This is a genomic window from Erythrobacter sp. THAF29 (genome assembly GCF_009363635.1).
Lineage (GTDB): Bacteria > Pseudomonadota > Alphaproteobacteria > Sphingomonadales > Sphingomonadaceae > Erythrobacter.
In genome coordinates this window covers 1,441,575-1,458,562 of the sequence record NZ_CP045392.1, presented here as the reverse complement: position 1 = coordinate 1,458,562, position 16,988 = coordinate 1,441,575, and the positions used below count along the sequence as shown (strand labels likewise).

The window sequence follows — 16,988 nt, the reverse complement described above, 5'->3', positions numbered from 1 at the left end:
TCGCGCAGTTCGCAGATTTGAAACGGCTTTTCGCAGAACGCCAACCCGTTCCCAGGCGCGCCTTGCCCCGCGCCGCGATGCGCACTATCTGCACGCCCAAGCTATTCTCAAAAGATTCTGATCGACAAGGACGACCCCGATGGCCGCGCAATACGCCTATGTCATGAAAGGCATGACCAAGAGCTTCCCCGGTGCCCAGAAGCCGGTGCTCTCGAACATCAACCTGCAGTTCTACCAGGGCGCCAAGATCGGCATCGTGGGCCCGAATGGTGCCGGCAAATCGACCCTGATGAAGATCATGGCCGGGATCGACACCGATTTTTCAGGCGAGGCGTGGCCGGGCGAAAACATAACGGTGGGCTATCTGCCGCAGGAGCCGGAGCTCGATCCGACCAAGACCGTGCTCGAAAACGTCAAAGACGGCGCGCGCGAAACCGCCGACCTCGTCGAACGCTACAATGCGGTCGCCGCGCAAATGGCCGAACCCGATGCCGATTACGAAAAGCTGGGCGAGGAAATGGCCGAGCTCCAGACCAAGATCGACGCGGTCGATGGCTGGACGCTCGACAACCAGCTCGAAATCGCGATGGAGGCGCTGCGCTGCCCGCCTTCCGATGCGAGCGTCGAAAACCTTTCGGGCGGCGAGAAACGCCGCGTCGCGCTGACCCGGCTGCTGATCCAGAAACCCTCGATCCTGCTGCTCGACGAACCAACCAACCACCTCGATGCCGAGTCGGTCGAATGGCTCGAAAACCACCTCAAGGAATATGCGGGCGCGGTGCTGATGATCACCCACGATCGCTACTTCCTCGACAATGTGGTGGAGTGGATCCTCGAACTCGATCGCGGCTCCTACTATCCGTATGAAGGCAACTACTCGACTTACCTCGAGAAGAAAGCGAAGCGCCTCGAACAGGAAAGCCGCGAGGAATCGGGCCGCCAGAAGGCGCTCTCCCGCGAGCTCGAATGGATCCGGCAGACCCCGTCCGCACGTCAGACCAAGTCGAAGGCGCGTATCCGCAAGTTCGAACAGCTCCAGGAAGCGCAGGAAAACCGCAAGCCCGGCAAGGCGCAGATCGTCATCCAGGTGCCCGAGCGTCTCGGCGGCAAGGTGATCGAGGCGAACAACATCTCGAAAGCCTATGGCGACAAGCTGTTGTTCGAAAACCTCTCGTTCAAGCTGCCGCCGGGCGGGATCGTCGGCGTGATCGGCCCCAACGGCGCTGGTAAATCGACCCTGTTCCGGATCATCACCGGACAGGAGAAGCCCGATAGCGGCACGATCGAGATCGGCGAGACCGTGCGCCTCGGCTATGTCGACCAGTCGCGCGACGACCTCAATCCCAAGAACAACGTCTGGGAGGAAATCTCCGACGGGCTCGATTACATGCAGGTCAACGGCCACGACATGTCGACTCGCGCCTATGTCGGCGCGTTCAACTTCAAGGGTGCCGACCAGCAGAAGAATGTCGGCAAGCTTTCGGGCGGCGAACGCAACCGCGTCCACCTTGCCAAGATGCTGAAAGAGGGCGGCAACGTCCTGCTGCTCGACGAGCCGACCAACGACCTCGACGTCGAAACGCTCGCCGCACTGGAAGACGCGATCGAAAACTTTGCCGGCTGCGCCGTGGTGATCTCGCACGACCGCTTCTTCCTCGACCGGCTGGCGACGCATATCCTAGCCTTCGAGGGCAACTCACACGTCGAGTGGTTCGAAGGGAACTTCGAGGCCTACGAAGAGGACAAGCGGCGCAGGCTCGGCGATGCAGCTGATCGGCCTACAAGATTGGCTTACAAGAAGCTGACGCGGTGAATTTCGCCAAGGTAAGCGAGCGGCGTGCCAACCTCTTCTGGCGCACGCTCGCCTTTGCCTGCATGGGCCTTCTGCTACTTCTAATGGCCGGGTTTTTCTGGGCGACCTCAACGCCTGGGCAATCTTACGAAGGGGCGATTACCGCGCCCGATGACGTAGGAATGCCAGCGCGCCTTGAAGCCGATGTGCGCAACCTGTCCGAACAACCGCGCAACCTCGATCATTCCTCGTCGATCATTTCTAGCCTTGCTTACCTAAGCGGGGCACTCGAGGAGATGGGCTACGCGGTTGAGCGACAGGAAGTGCTCGCGCCTGCGGAAAACCTAATAGTGACAATCCCTTCAGCGGCCCCGAATAGTCCAATCCTGATTATCGGCGCCCACTACGACACAGTGCAGGTTTCCCCCGGTGCCGACGACAATGCGAGCGGTGTCGCGGCACTGTTAGAAATCGCCCGCAGGCTCAAGAAACGGGGTAGCGGGCCTACTGAAGTGCAGCTGGTGTTCTATGCCAACGAAGAACCCCCATACTTCCAGACTGGAGCAATGGGCAGTCACGTCCATGCAATGTCCCTTCTCGAACCCGACCGGGTTGCGGGAATGATCTCACTGGAGACGATGGGATACTTTTCCAATAAGCCGGGAAGCCAAAACTACCCATTTCCGCTTTCGGTGCGCTATCCTTCGACCGGCAATTTCATCGCTTTCGTAGGCGACACATCGTCGCGCGATTTTCTGCGCGAGACAATTGGGCAATTCCGAAAGAACGCGCGCATTCCCTCGGTTGGAGGTACCGCGCCCTCAATCATCCAAGGCATCGACTGGTCAGATCACTGGGCTTACTCGCGATTGGGAATTCCTGCTTTCATGGTCACAGATACAGCGGTTTTTCGTAATCCAAATTACCACCGCATTTCCGACACTCCAGAAACTCTCGATTACGCCCGCTTGGCGCTTGTGGTGGAAGGCTTGGAGGCAACCATTACGGATAGGTTTATAGAGAAACCTTGATCGCCACCCACCTCATAATCCACGGACACGTCCAGGGCGTGTTCTACCGCGACTGGACGGTCGCAACCGCCCGCTCCCTCGGCCTTGCCGGATGGGTGCGCAACCTTCCCGATGGCACGGTCGAGGCGCATCTGGAAGGCGAGCGCGGGGCTATCGAGCGCATGATTGCGGCGATGCATGACGGCCCTCCCCGCGCTGCGCCCACGCGGATCGACGCGCGCGAGGTCGAGCCGCAGGGCCTGCGCACCTTCGAGCGGCGCTAGTGCCCCCTACACTTCTAATCTAACGAAAACCCGTGGAGCACCTCGCCGCGCTCCGTGCGGGTGTTCCGTTCGCCGCCACAGGCCGCTAGGATGCGCGAAGGCAATGGGTGGGAGCTGTTATGAAATGGGGATGGCTGACCGCCGCACTGGCTCTCGTTGCCTCAAGCTTTTCCGCGAGCACGGCAAGCTCCGAGATCGACGCCTTCATCAAGGCTGAGCTTCCGACAAGCGCGGCGCCGGGCATCGCCTATGCGCGGGTCAAGGACGGCACGGTCACGGCAAGAGGGTTTGGCGAACGGCGCAAAGGAAGCGGAAAGAGCGTAACCGCCGACACGCTCTTCCCGATCGGCTCGGTCACCAAGAGCTTCACGGCGCTCGCGATCATGCAGCTGGTCGAGGCCGGAGTGCTTGGCCTCGACGACCCCGTTTCGCAGCACCTGCCCGCATTTGCCGGCGGTCCCGCGGGCGGAGTGACCCTGCGCCAGCTGCTCAACCACACCAGCGGATATTCGACCGTTCAGGGCAACAGCCAGCACGGCAACACGGACGCTTCGCGGCTTGGCCTGATCGAATATGCCGGAGAGCTCGCGCAGGTCACGCCCACACACGCGCCGGGCGCGGTGTGGGAGTATTCCAATGCGAACTACCAGATCCTTGGCGCGGTGATCGAGGAGGCGAGCGGCGCGAGATACGCCGACTATATCGAGACGCGGATCTTCGCGCCTCTCGGAATGATCGATAGCGAGGTGGTTGTCGGCCCCGCTCCTTCCGCCATGGCGACCGGCCATCGCCCGTGGTTTGGCGGTGTCCGCGCCTTTGCTGGCGGCGAAGGGTTCGCGATCAATGCGCCGGCCGGAGGGATCGCGTCGAGCGCCCGCGACATGGGCCGCTATCTCGCCATGTGGCTGAGCGGCGAGGACGACATCCTCTCAGCAGAGGCAAAGGCGGGCATGATAGCGCCGTCCGGTCCGTCCTCGCCCCATTACGGGCTGGGCTGGTCGATCGATCCGGAGCGCGGGACCGTCTATCACACCGGCCTCGTCCCCGGAGGAGAAACGCTCGCCTCCTTCAGCCCCTCCGAAGGGAAAGGGGTGGTGGTGATGGTCAACGCGAATGGCGGACTGGGCTTTGCCGACACATGGTACCTAATCGGCGGTGTCGGCGCGCGAGCCATGGGTCAGGCCCACGATGATGACGGATGGCGCTGGGGGCCGAGGATCGCTTATCTGTCGATCGCGCTCCTGCCGCCGCTGTTCCTGCTCCTCGCTTTTGTTTCGTGGAGGGGCCGGTCAGCCTTGCGCGCCAAGCGGGAGAGCACGCCGGGCAAGCTCAGTCTCTGGTTTCCGGCGGTGGCCATGATTGGCCTCGCATGGTTCCTGATCAGCATGCTGCCGCGCATGTTTGGAGGTTCGATCACAACGCTCCAGCTCTACCAGCCCGACTTCGCGTGGTGCATGATCGCCGCCGCAGTCCTTGCCCCGGCATGGGCAGTGCTTCGATTGGTGCTCGCGTATTCTGGAGATCGAAGCCCAGGCTAGCCCCTCGTTTCCTACTCGCGCTCACACCGCTAGGGTCGGCGCGGCTCTTTCACACCGTTCTTCCCCGTTTTCGCGCACCGCAGGCACGCACCATGATGCCGAAGCATGTTGGAGAAGTGTCAAGCGTGTCCAACATGCTCTTTTCCTCGAATTTTTAGATGCTTATCGTCGAAAACCCCGCTTGACAGGGTGTCAACTTCGTCAACTTCCAGGCGAAGCGCGTCAGGCCGCAAACTCACGAACGGATGCGCCTTCGAGCATGTCGTAGGGCACTTCCACGCTTGCGCGCCTCGAACCTGGACGTGAGAGGCTCTCGGCGAGGATGCGCACAGCCGTCTCGCCCATTTCGCGAAGGGGCTGGCGGATCGTCGTGAGCGCAGGATTGCACCTCGATGCCGCAGAATTGCCGTCGAACCCGACCAGCGAGATATCGCCCGGAATGTCGACCCCGCGCTCTCGCGCCGCCTCCATAAACCCGATTGCCATCTCGTCATTGCTCGCAAAAACTGCACTCGGCTTTGCGCGCAGGAGAGCATCGGCGACTTCGCGGCCAGAGGCGCGGGAAAAGTCTCCCTCGACGATCAGGTCGTGATCGACCTTGAGACCATGCCCGCCCAACGCATTGGCGAAGCCGTTGAATCGCCGAATGCTGACGAGATGGCGACGCGGCCCCTTGATGAAGCCGATCCTGCGATGGCCGTGTTTGAGCAGATGCTCTGCGATCGCGCGCGCTGCATCGTATTCATCCATCGTCACGATGTTGCCGCGCTCCAGATCGAGCATTGGCGCAATCCGCACCACTGGCAGGCCGAGCGCTTCTATCTTTCCAAGTACTGGTCGGTCGTCAGAAATCGGGGGTGTAACGATAACCCCGGCAATCGCGTCATCTGTCAGGTAATCCGATACGTCCTCGTCGCGACCGTAAAGATTGGTAGAGCGGGTTTTAAAGCCGCTCGCAGCGCTCGCCGCCTTCGCTCCATCCGATATGCGCGAGACATACTCTGCCCCCACATTGTCGAAGAGCAGCAGCAATTCCCCTCCATTTACCACTATGCGAACCTCCCCGGTTGCCACCTTGTACCGGCGTCTTTGGTAGCGCTACCAAAAAACTGCTGAACAATTGATCAACACGCGCCGCGATTTGCGGAGTTATGGCGAAACCCAGCGCCCCTGCCACTCGTCACCCCGGCGTCTGAACTGCGCCCGCACATGGCCGGTATGTGCAAGGTAAAGCCAGTCCAGTTCCTCCAGCGAAACCAGCAGCACTGCGAAATTGTCCCAGGCTGGATTGAGGTCCTCATCGCTCGGCTCGATGCCTTCGAATTGTGCTGGAAGGCCCGAAGTCGGTGCGTCCGATTCCGTGCCCGGCCCCGCGCCGAGATAGCAACGCCGCGCGAAGTTGCTCCCGTTGTCCCATGCAGACTTCGTCACCTCGGTATCGCGCAGTATCTGCCCGCGCCCTTTCGCCCTGATCTGGATTTTGGCACCCTTGTCGTAGAACAGCACAGCCATCCGCGGGTCGTCCTCGATCGACCCAACCTTGGGCGCGCGGGTATCGGTATGAAAGCGCAGGGTCCAAGTCTTCTGGTCGAATGCGCGCAGCACCATGACGCGCGCATCGACATCGCTGGTCACAACCGCCGGGGTGTGCATCGGCGCCTTGCGGTCGTTTGCCGCACGGATCAGGCGATTGGAAAGATCAGTGCGAACTTCATCGAGATCGTCGAACATGCTCAGCGCATTGGCGCTTTGGGAGGATCGGTCAAGCTGTTCAGAATTTTGCCGATCAACATTAACAGGAGTATAAACGACCGGTTAAGGGTTGCGACAGCGACTCGTCTCTAGGAAACACCATATCAACGAGTTCAATCATGCCGTGAGTGGTGGGGCGGCGACACAGGAGGCACTCATGAATCTTTCCCTTTTGCTTAAGGGAAGTGCGCTGTCCGCCCTCGCATTCGCGCTGGCGCTGGTTGCACCTCCCGAAGAAGCGCAGGCCGCAACCGCCACGGCTGAAACCGCTGCCGAAGGTGCGAGCGATGCCGCTCAACCCGAAGGTCGACAAGACCGACGTGCAGAGCGACGTGGCGAACGCCGCGCAAACCGCCAGCGCGCTCGCCAACAGGACCGCGCGAGACAGAACCGAGGGCAGCGCCAGCAGGCCCGTCAGCAACGCGAGCGTCGACAGGAGGCTCGCCAGAATCGCGGCCAGCGACAGCAGGTACGCCAGCAACGTGAACGCCGCCAGGAAGCGCGCCGCGAAGTCCGTCGCAATGATCAGCGCTTCCGCGACCGCGATATGTGGCAGGGCCGCGGCGAGCGGGCACGGCGCGTAGAACGTCGCAGCGAGCGGCGTGCAGATCGTGTCGATCGCCGTAGCGAGCGTCGGGCAGACCGCGTCGAACGGCGCGGAGATCGTCGTGCCGAGCGCTTGGATCGTCGCGGTCGTGACGGTGTAGCCAACCGTGTTGACAGGCGCAGCGAACGCCGTGCGAACCGCATCGAGCGGCGCGGAGATCGCAACGCTAACCGCATTGAACGGCGGGGCGAACGCCGGGCCGACCGGATCCGCAACGGTCGGTACGTCGATGGACGCCGCGATCGCGCATATGGCATCGACCGCCGGGCAGAGCGTCGCGCCGACCGCAGGGCCGATCGCGCCCGCCGGGATGGCTTCCGCGATGGTGTTCGTGCCGAACGTCGCGCCGAACGGCGGGCTGAACGCCGCCGGGATTTTCGCCGCGACCAGCGCCGTGACCGGTATCGGGACGGTCGCCGCTATCGTGACCAGCGCGGTTACTATCGCAGCGACCGGGGCTGGCGCGGTGATCGCCGCTATGCCTATGGCCGTGGCTATCGCGACGGACGCCGGGATTTCCGCCGGTGGAACCGCAAATGGCGTAACAACCACCGGTATAACTGGCATCGCCATCGCTATGCCCACCGGAACATCTTCCGCCTTGGCCGTTACTATGCGCCCTACCGGTCGCATCATTACAGCCGCCTGCGGATCGGCTTCTACCTCGACAACCTGTTCTTCAGTTCGAGGTACTGGATCAACGATCCGTGGCGCTATCGACTGCCGGCCGTCTATGGTCCCTATCGTTGGGTCCGCTATTACGACGACGTCATGCTGGTCGATATCTACACCGGCGAAGTTGTCGACGTGATCTACGACTTCTTCTGGTAAGACCGCGGTCAGGCCAACAATCAAAGCCCCCGCCGGAGTGCATCCGGCGGGGTTTTTTCTATCGCCGAGGTATCAGCTTTTCACTTCGCCGAAGGGCAGCATCCGGAAGATCGTACCGTCCCTGTCCATCACGCTGTGCTTGAGAGCGCCGAGGATATGAATCACGATTAGGCCGATCAGGATCTTGCCGGCCAATTCGTGAATTTCGAAGATCCCGCCGGCTGCCTCTGGATCGGGCTCGACCGGCAGTGGCGGCACTTCGAAAAGGCCGAACACGTTCAGCCCGCTTCCATACTTCGACATCGCAAACCATCCGGCGAGCGGCATCACCAGCAGGAAAGCGTAGATCGCAAGATGCGTGGTCTTCGCCAGAGCACGCTCCCATCCGGCATGGGCGGGATTTTGCGGCGGTGGTGGATTGACGATCCGCCAGACAAACCGGGCGAGGACGAGCGCGAAGATGATCACGCCTAGGGCAAAGTGGTTGGCCATGATCTCGCCGCGCGCCTCGCGCGTCGGCGCTTCCTCGGCCAGCTGCGTCACGATCACTGTCGCAAACACTGCGATCGCCACAAGCCAGTGAAGCGTCATCGCCACGCCCGAATATCTCTTATTGTGATCCGCTGTCATCCCGTCCTCCTCGCTTGAAACCCTTGGGCGATCAGTAACAGGATCCGCTCGCGCTTGAACCCTGCCGGTGAGTTGGTAGAGCTTGGCCTATGACAAAGACCGATGCCATCCCCGACCAAGCGGCGCTCAGACGCGTTGGCAAAAGCGTTAAGGAACGGCTCGAAGCCGACCCCGGCGTTTACAAGGTGCCAACCGATCTTGCCGACCTCTATGCCATTGGGGATTTCCTCACCCCTATCGAATGCGGGCGGTTGTGTGCGATGATCGACGAGGTGGCCCGCCCCTCATCGCTTCACGAGATCGGCTATGAATCGGGCTTTCGAACCTCCTATTCAGGCGACCTCGATCCCGAGGACAGTTTTGTCCGCAGCATCTCGCGGCGGATCGACGATCTGCTCGGCCTCCCCAGCGAGGTGGGCGAGGCGGTGCAGGGCCAACGCTATCTGCCGGGCCAGCAGTTCAAGCCGCACAATGACTGGTTCTATACGACCGAGAAATACTGGCAGGTCGAAAAGAAACGCGGCGGACAGCGCAGCTGGACCGCCATGGCCTATCTCAACGAAGTCGAGGAAGGCGGGGGCACGCATTTCACCGAAATCGGCATAAACATCGAACCCAAGCCCGGCGTGCTGCTGGTCTGGAACAATGCCAAGCCCGACGGCAGCCCCAATCTCGATACGATGCACGCCGGAACGCCGGTGATAAAGGGGAGCAAATACGTCATCACCAAGTGGTATCGCACGAGGAAATGGCGGTAGGAAAGAGAGCCTTTCTTTGAGCTTCCAAGCCACCCGCTCCCTCCACCCTTCCACCCGGATTGTGTCCCGGTAGGCTCCGGGTGGAAGGGTGGAGGGAGCGGGTGGCTAAGGCGCTAGATCAAGAAGCCCTCGCCAGCGCCTCCGCTATAAGCTTGCGGCTCGGTTCGATGCCGTAGAGCGTGATGAAGCTGCCCATGCGCGGCCCCTGCTCGCTTCCGAGAAGCGTCTCGTAGAGCGCACGGAACCAGTCGCGCAAGTTCCCGAAGCCGAATTCCTCGCGCTTGCCGATCTCGTATACGATGGTCTGGAGGTCTTCGGCTGATATCTCCGGATCGACCTTTGCCAGCTCGGCATCGAGCGCTTCGAGCGCAGCGATCTCTCCGCCCACCGGCGCGCGCTTCTTGAGTGTCGGCGCGACGAAATCACGGTTGTAATTGATCGCCTTCCCGACCAGCTCGTCGAGCTTGGGATGCGCGGCGGGATCGGCGTTCTCGATGTAATTGTCGAGATATGACCACACCGCCTCGCGGGTCGCCTCCGCCCCGAGCACCCCGACCAGATTGAGCAAGAGGCTGAACGGCACGGGCAAACTGTCGCCCGCGCCGGGAGCCTCCGCGCCTTTGAACCCGCCATTGGCACGCTGGAGGTGCCAGACAGGGTTGCCGAGCTGCTTGTCGAGCGGCTGTTCAGCCAAGCGCTCGCGGAACTGCCAATAATCGTCGATTGCGCGCGGAATCACGCCCGCGTGCAATTGCTTTGCGCTCTTCGGATTGGGGAAGATGTAAAAGCCGAGGCTCTCCTCGCTCCCATATTCGAGCCATTCCTCGATCGAGAGGCCGTTGCCCTTGGACTTGGAAATCTTCTCGCCCTTTTCGTCAAGGAACATCTCGTAAATCAGGCCATCGGGCTTACGACCGCCGAGCACGCGCACGATCTTGCCCGACTGCACGCCGCTATCGGTCAGATCCTTGCCATACATCTCGTAGTCGACGCCTAGCGCGTACCAGCGCATCGCCCAATCGACCTTCCATTGCAACTTCGACATGCCGCCGAGCGCCGATTGCTCGACCACGCTGCCATCCTCGTCGGTGAAGCGGATCGTGCCTGCCTCTGCGTCGACCACCTCGACCGGAACCTGAAGCACTCGGCCGCTGATCGGAGAGATCGGTAAGATCGGCGAATAGGTCTGCCGCCGCTCTTCGCGCAGCGTCGGCAGCATGATGTCGAGGATATCCTGGTTCTTGCGCAGCACCTGCCGCAGCGCATCATCGAACCGGCCCGAATTGTACATGTCGTTCGCGGCGATGAATTCATAGTCGAACCCGAACCGGTCGAGGAACTCGCGCAGCATGGCGTTATTGTGCGCAGCAAAGCTTTCGTGCCCCGCCTCGAAGGGATCGGGAATGCGCGACAGCGGCTTGTGCAGATGCTGCTCGAGCAGGTCCGCATTGGGCACGTTGTCTGGCACCTTGCGCAGCCCGTCCATGTCGTCGGAGAACGCGACCAGTCGCGTCTTGCCGTCTTCTGGCTTTGCGCCGATCAGCGCCTCGAACGCGCGGCGGACGAGCGTGGTTCGCAGCACCTCTTGGAAAGTGCCGATATGGGGCAGGCCCGACGGGCCGTATCCGGTCTCGAACAGGACGGGCGAGCCATCGGGCTTGGTGCCATCAGGGTAGCGCTTCAACAGGCGTTGCGCTTCCTGGAACGGCCAGGCCTTGGACGAACGGGCGGCGTCGATCAGATCATTCATGGTCATGGGTTTCGCGTCTTTATGGAAGGGAGATGATGTTGCAAGCGCGAAGGCGTGCAGGCGCAGTTACGAAATTGACAAAGTTGACACCCTGTCAGCTACGTTTTCGCACCTGTTTTCGCTGCAAATTCATCATCTTAAACCCTGAAACGCAAAGTTGACACTTATCCAACTCGTTTCGCTGAGCGATCGGAGCGGGATTCAGTTCCGCCTTAGCGGCAATTTTCGATGTAGGATAGCCGCTTCAAAACCAGGCGCGCAGGCCGACAAGCAGATTTACGGCATCGTGGTCGTTGCCATTGGCGCGAGCGATATCGGCGGTGCCTCCCGTTTTCGCCTCGTATTCGACGCCGATATAGGGCGCGAACTCGCGCTCGATCTCGTAGCGCAGTCTGAGGCCCGGCTCGATCTTGGTGATACCGCTTGCGATGTCGCGCGAAGGGATATCCTGCGCGCTCGCTTCGATCTCGATTCTTGGCTGGAGGATCAGGGCCTGCGTGATTTTCTGGTCGTATTCGGCTTCCACGCGTGCGGTCAGATCGCCCTCGTCCGACAGAAACAGCGCGCCGTCTACATGGAACATGTAAGGCGCAAGCCCCTGCACGCCGAGCACGATGTGTCCGCGGGCCTCGGGTTCGGGATCGAAGCGCACGCCCGCCTGCAGATCGAAGAACGGGCCGATGGCGCGGCTGTAAAGCGCCTGGACTTCGGCGCTCTCAAGCTCGCCCCCGAACTCGCCCTCGCCCTCGGTCTTGAGAACGAACCGGTTGAGGTCGCCGCCATACCAGGCTTGCGCGTCCCAGACATAACCGGTCTCGCCGCCTTGTGTGGGAAAACGCGCCTCGAGCCGCTCGATCATGACCATGCCGGTTTTCATCTCGCCGTGGCCTTCAGCCAGCTGCTCGCGCGCCGGGGCCATCGCTTCCTCCCCCCACATTGCATCGGCGGCATGGCGTGGGCCTTCGAGAGCGCGTGCGGGCACCTCCTCTTCGGATGCGGCGCCGGGAGCGGATTTGTCCCGAGTGGCCCCATGTTGCGAGTGGTCCGGTTGCTCCTGCCTGGTGTCATGTACGGCATGGTCCGTCTCTGGCGCGGCCTCGGAAGTATGCCCGGCATGGCCCGCATGGTCCTGAGCGGCGAGCGGCGCGGCCATCAGGGCAGCGGCACCGAGAAATGCGGGCCGGATCATGACGCCGCCTCCGGCAAGGGAAACGGGCGGACGGTCACGACCTGCATCATCCCTGCATGCATGTGGTAGAGCAGGTGGCAGTGGAAGGCCCAGTCGCCCGGCTCGTTTGCCGTGAGGTCAAAGGTCGCGGTCCCGCCCGGCTGTACGACTATCGTGTGTTTCAGCGGTTGGTGCATGTGGTCCGCGCCGTTGACCAGCTCGAAGAAATGTCCGTGCAGGTGGATCGGGTGCGCCATCATCGTGTTGTTGACGAGCTTGACCCGCACCCGCTCGTCGAACCCGAAACGGATCGGATCGTCGGTCACCGCCGAAAACTTCCTGCCGTCGAAGCTCCACATATACCGTTCCATATTGCCGGTAAGGTGGATTTCCATCTCGCGGTCCACGCTGCGGTTCGGGTTCATGCGCCTGGCCTTGAGATCGGTGTATCGCAGCACGCGGTGATCGACTGTGTCGAGGCCGAGGCCGGGGAAGTCCATCCGGTCCATCGGCGATGGCGCGATCATGTCGACGCCGGGGCCGACCTCCACATCGGGCGGAACTTTCGACTTGTCGCGCATGTCGTGGTCCATGTCCGCCATGTCGCCGTGACCCATCGCGCCGTGGTCCATCATGCCCATATCGGTCATGGTCAGCGTCGGCACTTCGCGCAGCGGCGGCGGGGTCGCGCGGTGCCCTTCGTGCGAGGTCAGGCTGGCAACGCCCATACCGCTCCGATCCATCGCTTCGGCAACGATGGCGTGGCTGCCCGCGCGAGGCTGGACGATCACGTCATAGGTTTCCGCCGTGCCGATCTGGAATTCGTCGACCTCCACCTCGTCCACGTCCTGCCCGTCGGCCTGGATCACCGTCATCGGCACGCCCGGAATGCGGACATTGAAGAATGTCATGGCCGAACCGTTGATGACGCGGAGGCGCACTCGCTCGCCGGGCTTGAATTCCAGCTGCAGGTCGTCGGCGGGGCCATGGCTGTTGATGAGATAGGTGTAGGTCAAGCCCGTGACATCGGAGATGTCGCGCGGGTTCATCCGCATGCTCCCCCACATGCGCCGCTGCTCTCCCGACAGATCGCCATTCGTGGCGCTCATCATCTGGCGGTTAAAGTAGTGCTCGCCGACCTTGAGCTTGCGCATGATCTCGTGCGGATGCATCGGCGTGAACTCGCTGAGCAGCACCACGTAGTCGCGGTCATAGCGCGGATCGGGGTCGGCCGGTTCGATGATGATCGGGCCGTAATGCCCCGCCTGTTCCTGCAGACCCGAGTGCGAGTGCCACCAGTATGTGCCGCTCTGGCGGATCGGAAATTCGTAGGTGAAGCGCTGGCCCGGCTTGATGCCCGGAAAGCTCACCCCCGGCACGCCGTCGAACTGGAACGGCACCAGCAGGCCGTGCCAGTGGATCGAGGAATCCTCGTCGAGATTGTTGGTGACGTGCAGGCGCACGTCCTGCCCTTCCTTCAACCGGATAAGCGGACCCGGCACGGTGCCATTGACCGCGATAGCGTGTCCCGAACGCCCCCCGGTCGAAAAATGATGCTCCGCGATTGTGAGCTCGATATCCTCGCCCGAAACCTCGCCAAACCCGTTTGCCGCATGGGAAAGCGGGCGCCCCCTGGCCCATGCGGGCATTGCGAGCGAACTCGCCGCCGCGAGCCCTGCGGTGCTGCTGATGAATCTGCGTCGGTTGAGCGATAGTGCCATTGCCGCTAGGTCACTCTGGAATAGGGGGTAGGATCACCCCTATAGATACCCCCATGGGGTATAGCAAGAGGACTGCGCGCAATGCCGGATGCAAAGACCGCAAAACTGAACCGCCTCAACCGGATTGCCGGCCAGGTGCGCGGCGTGGCAAAGATGATCGAGGACGATCGCTACTGCATCGACATCCTCAACCAGATCAGCGCGATCAAGTCCGCGCTTGCCAAAGTGGAAAGCCAGGTGCTCAAAGACCACGCCGCCTGCTGTATAAACGAGGCGATCAGCAGCGGCGACGAGGCCGAACAGCGTGAGAAGTTCGGGGAGCTGGTCGAACTGCTCGAGAAGCGCGTGAAGTAACACATTCCGATCCGCTTGCCCGCCGGTCCCGACGGCGTTAGGCGAATGTCGATGCCCGCCTCCACGCGCCCTCTATTCCTCGCACTTCTGGTGCTTGCGATCCTGGTCCGCGGTGCCGTTGGCGCCCCTTGCTGCGTTACCTTTGACGATACGGCCCAAGCCGGCGCATCCTCGCACATGGCGCATGCCGGGCCCGCAGACCGGCATGACGGCCACGCCGAAGACAACACTGCCAATCCCTGCTGTTCCGCCTGTGGCCCGACCCTGCCGCCCGAAATCGCTTCGCTGGCGCATGTCTCGGCCCCGCGAACGGTGCCCGAACCCGCACCCATCCGCGCACTCGCGACGCGACCTCCTTATCCCGCCTACGAAGCGAGAGGACCACCGCTCCTGATCTGATCCCCCATTCAGATTTTCAGGAGACAATTGATGATTACGCAATTCAAGGCGGGCACCTCGCTCGCACTCGTCGCTGCGTTGTGCAGCGCTTCCCCCTCGCACGCCGACGAAGGCCACGAGGGATCTCCATCGGGCATAAGCGCGCTCGACCACGCACCGATCGGTGTGATGGGCGATCACCGCCACGGACAGGGCGAGTGGATGGTCAGCTACCGGTTCATGCACATGGACATGGCAGGCATCCAGATCGGCACCGACGATGTGACGCCCGATCAGGTCGCCACAACAGTACCCAATCGGTTCTTCGGCAATCCCGGCCAACCGCCGACCCTGCGTATCGTGCCGACTTCGATGCGGATGGACATGCATATGGCGGGGCTGATGTACGGCCTGTCCGACGACATCACGCTGATGCTCATGGGCAATTATATCACGAAGGAAATGGACCACATCACCTTTCAGGGCGGCATGGGCACGATGCGCTTGGGGGAGTTTCGCACCCGCACCGCCGATATCGGCGACACCAAGCTGTCGGCGCTGATCGGACTGACCGACACGATCCATCTCAATGCCGGAATCTCGATCCCCACTGGCACCATCACCGAGGAAGCACAGATCCTGACGCCGATGGGGATGGAGCCAACCGTTCGCACGCCCTATCCGATGCAGATCGGGTCGGGAACGTGGGACCTTGAGCCCGGCATCACCTATCGCGATCAGACGGAAAGATTTGCCTGGGGCGCACAGGTGCGCGGCACGATCCGGCTCGGCGACAACGATGAGGGCTATTCCTATGGCGACCGGGCTATGGCGACCGTATGGGCGCAGGCCGCGCTTGCGCCCGGAGTGGCGCTTTCAGGCCGTCTGCAAGGTGAGACGATAGGCCGTGTCGATGGAATGGACCCGGCGATCATGGGGCCAGTTCAGACCGCCAATCCCGACTTCCAGGGCGGGGAAACGCTCACCGCATTCGCAGGCGTCAACTTCGCTGCGACCGGCGGAGCGCTCAAGGGTTGGCGGCTCGGCGTCGAAGGCGGGCTACCGCTGGTGCAGGACCTTAACGGCCCGCAGATGCCGACCGACTTCACGCTGACGGTCGGTGTGCAGAAGAGCTTCTGATGCGAGGTGTCGGGGCTAGTTGCCCGACACACCAATGAAGGGACGGCGCGGTCGATACGGCCGTGTCGTCCTTTTGTCTGCTCAAAAACCCAGGAGCTTGCTGTCGCTCAGGCAAAGACCCCGTTGTAATCGTGCTGGCGCTTGAACCGGCGCAGCATTCCAGGGATCAGGAACAGGTCGGCGAAAATCCACAAGACCCAGCAGATGAAGGCTACGAACCCCATGATCGGATAGATGAAGATCATCACGACGCTCGCAAACAGCAGCGTTACTTGCGACCAAGCCGTCTCCGTCTGCCCGCAATAAAAGCGGTGGATCGAGAGCTGCCCGAGGATGAACCACAGGACATAGGCAATGCCAAGGCTGCGGCTTTGCGGATCGCCGAAGAACCAGCTTCGGGAGGAGCGCGCACCTCGAGCCATTCCGCCGGCATAAGCCTTGATCTGCCGCTCCTGCTCATAGGAGAGATCGTTTGGACCAAGCGGTGTTGCCGGCTGGGCGCCGCCAATAGTTCCGGCAGCGCGCTCAGAAGCGAGAAATGCCTCGCGCTTGGCGGCAATTTCCTCCGCCGACAAGTCGGTGCCATAAGGATCGTTGGCCCTTGCCGGACGCGCGGCCTGCGCTGTCGCAGCTCTGCCAAAAGCGGCTTGTGGCTGCTGCGGCGCAACCTCCCCCGGTGCCAGACCTTTCCTGCCGAAACTCATTGCAAAGCCCCTCCAAACCGTCGGATTTGCAATAGTTTGCAGGGGTTAAGAAGCCATTAGTCACGTGCCTCGGGCCACGCGATCCCGAAGCAGCATGGCGTGCATCGTTTGCAGCGCTAGTGCCGTCCGTAAACCGCTACAATCTTGTCTCCGCGCACTTCATACTCGGCATAGGTTTCGACCTCCCTTCCGCTGGGATGGAATTCGCGTTGCAGCACGTAGATGCGCTCACCGGTCCAGCCGCTTTCAAGGATTTCCATCATCGGCAAGTTCATTTTGAACACGGGTTCATAGACCTGGCGCAATTGCGCGCGCCCGTCGATCATCATGTCGTTTATGATCACAACCTTATCGGGCGAGTAGAACGAGAGCCAACGCTCGAAATTGCGCGCCCGTACCGCGTCGATCGATCCCTGAACGATTCTGGCAGCGGCGAGTTTCTGCGCTTCGTTTTCGTTCGACTGTTCCTGCGCATGCAATGTTGCTGTCGCGAGTGGGACGACCGCTGCCGAGCCAGCAATGAGAGCGGCAGCAAACAATGAATTTGGGCGCATGCCCACCCTCCCGACAG

At 61.8% G+C, this 16,988-nt stretch carries 17 protein-coding genes; 9 read left to right on the top strand and 8 right to left on the bottom strand.

What is annotated here, in order from left to right:
• Nucleotides 1-139 precede the first annotated feature (139 nt).
• From ettA to FIU90_RS07100, 4 genes are all read left to right on the top strand, one after another.
• A complete protein-coding gene (gene ettA, locus FIU90_RS07115) occupies nt 140-1,813 on the top strand; it encodes an energy-dependent translational throttle protein EttA (RefSeq protein ID WP_152434154.1) in 1,674 nt (557 codons plus the stop codon).
• 83 nt (nt 1,814-1,896) lie between these two features.
• Nucleotides 1,897-2,823, top strand: coding sequence for a M20/M25/M40 family metallo-hydrolase (locus tag FIU90_RS07110; protein WP_172970204.1), 927 nt, complete (start codon nt 1,897-1,899; stop codon nt 2,821-2,823).
• Nucleotides 2,820-3,086, top strand: a complete 267-nt coding sequence (locus FIU90_RS07105; protein ID WP_152434152.1) for an acylphosphatase — start codon at nt 2,820-2,822, stop codon at nt 3,084-3,086. The genes FIU90_RS07110 and FIU90_RS07105 overlap by 4 nt, the downstream gene beginning before the upstream one ends.
• A 119-nt stretch (nt 3,087-3,205) precedes the next feature.
• The gene (locus tag FIU90_RS07100) at nt 3,206-4,624 is read left to right on the top strand and encodes a serine hydrolase (protein ID WP_152434151.1); all 1,419 of its coding nucleotides are present in this window, start codon (nt 3,206-3,208) and stop codon (nt 4,622-4,624) included.
• A 222-nt stretch (nt 4,625-4,846) separates the two neighbouring features.
• Here FIU90_RS07100 and FIU90_RS07095 read toward each other — a convergent pair whose 3' ends face one another.
• Together FIU90_RS07095 and FIU90_RS07090 are read right to left on the bottom strand one after the other, a co-directional pair.
• Nucleotides 4,847-5,674, bottom strand: coding sequence for a substrate-binding domain-containing protein (locus tag FIU90_RS07095; protein WP_172970203.1), 828 nt, complete (start codon nt 5,672-5,674; stop codon nt 4,847-4,849).
• A 99-nt stretch (nt 5,675-5,773) separates the two neighbouring features.
• Complete coding sequence (locus FIU90_RS07090) at nt 5,774-6,355, bottom strand: pyridoxamine 5'-phosphate oxidase family protein (RefSeq protein WP_152434149.1); 582 nt, start codon at nt 6,353-6,355, stop codon at nt 5,774-5,776.
• Between the two features lie 178 nt (nt 6,356-6,533).
• Here FIU90_RS07090 and FIU90_RS15635 point away from each other — a divergent pair, with 178 nt between their 5' ends.
• On the top strand, nt 6,534-7,814 hold the full coding sequence (locus tag FIU90_RS15635; RefSeq protein WP_370515186.1) for an RcnB family protein: 1,281 nt from the start codon (nt 6,534-6,536) through the stop codon (nt 7,812-7,814).
• A gap of 72 nt (nt 7,815-7,886) precedes the next feature.
• Here FIU90_RS15635 and FIU90_RS07080 read toward each other — a convergent pair whose 3' ends face one another.
• Nucleotides 7,887-8,444 (bottom strand): cytochrome b, encoded by a 558-nt coding sequence (locus tag FIU90_RS07080; protein ID WP_152434148.1) that lies wholly within the window; start codon nt 8,442-8,444, stop codon nt 7,887-7,889.
• 89 nt (nt 8,445-8,533) lie between these two features.
• On the opposite strand from FIU90_RS07080, the gene FIU90_RS07075 reads away from it, so the two are divergent.
• Entirely contained in the window at nt 8,534-9,202 is a 669-nt protein-coding gene (locus tag FIU90_RS07075; protein WP_152434147.1) for a 2OG-Fe(II) oxygenase, read from the top strand.
• A gap of 118 nt (nt 9,203-9,320) precedes the next feature.
• Here the strand turns inward: FIU90_RS07075 and FIU90_RS07070 are convergent, their stop codons facing one another.
• The 3 genes from FIU90_RS07070 to FIU90_RS07060 all read right to left on the bottom strand — a co-directional run bounded on the left by FIU90_RS07070 (nt 9,321) and on the right by FIU90_RS07060 (nt 13,841).
• Entirely contained in the window at nt 9,321-10,958 is a 1,638-nt protein-coding gene (locus FIU90_RS07070) for a lysine--tRNA ligase (protein WP_152434146.1), read from the bottom strand.
• Between the two features lie 238 nt (nt 10,959-11,196).
• On the bottom strand, nt 11,197-12,141 hold the full coding sequence (locus FIU90_RS07065; RefSeq protein WP_152434145.1) for a copper resistance protein B: 945 nt from the start codon (nt 12,139-12,141) through the stop codon (nt 11,197-11,199).
• Nucleotides 12,138-13,841, bottom strand: a complete 1,704-nt coding sequence (locus FIU90_RS07060) for a copper resistance system multicopper oxidase (RefSeq protein ID WP_152434144.1) — start codon at nt 13,839-13,841, stop codon at nt 12,138-12,140. Before FIU90_RS07060 ends, FIU90_RS07065 begins: the two co-directional genes overlap by 4 nt.
• Before the next feature lie 81 nt (nt 13,842-13,922).
• Between FIU90_RS07060 and FIU90_RS07055 the strand changes: the two genes are divergently transcribed.
• From FIU90_RS07055 to FIU90_RS07045, 3 genes are read left to right on the top strand one after another with little or no spacing between them, the layout of a single operon-like run.
• Nucleotides 13,923-14,195, top strand: coding sequence for a metal-sensitive transcriptional regulator (locus FIU90_RS07055; RefSeq protein WP_152434143.1), 273 nt, complete (start codon nt 13,923-13,925; stop codon nt 14,193-14,195).
• 51 nt (nt 14,196-14,246) lie between these two features.
• Nucleotides 14,247-14,594, top strand: coding sequence for a hypothetical protein (locus FIU90_RS07050; RefSeq protein ID WP_152434142.1), 348 nt, complete (start codon nt 14,247-14,249; stop codon nt 14,592-14,594).
• A gap of 30 nt (nt 14,595-14,624) precedes the next feature.
• Nucleotides 14,625-15,713 (top strand): transporter, encoded by a 1,089-nt coding sequence (locus tag FIU90_RS07045; RefSeq protein WP_152434141.1) that lies wholly within the window; start codon nt 14,625-14,627, stop codon nt 15,711-15,713.
• A 107-nt stretch (nt 15,714-15,820) separates the two neighbouring features.
• On the opposite strand, the gene FIU90_RS07040 is transcribed toward FIU90_RS07045, so the two are convergent.
• Nucleotides 15,821-16,417, bottom strand: a complete 597-nt coding sequence (locus FIU90_RS07040) for a TM2 domain-containing protein (RefSeq protein WP_152434140.1) — start codon at nt 16,415-16,417, stop codon at nt 15,821-15,823.
• A gap of 116 nt (nt 16,418-16,533) precedes the next feature.
• Nucleotides 16,534-16,971 carry a nuclear transport factor 2 family protein gene (locus FIU90_RS07035; protein ID WP_152434139.1) on the bottom strand — a complete coding sequence of 146 codons (438 nt, stop codon included), beginning with the start codon at nt 16,969-16,971 and terminating at the stop codon, nt 16,534-16,536.
• Nucleotides 16,972-16,988 lie beyond the last annotated feature (17 nt).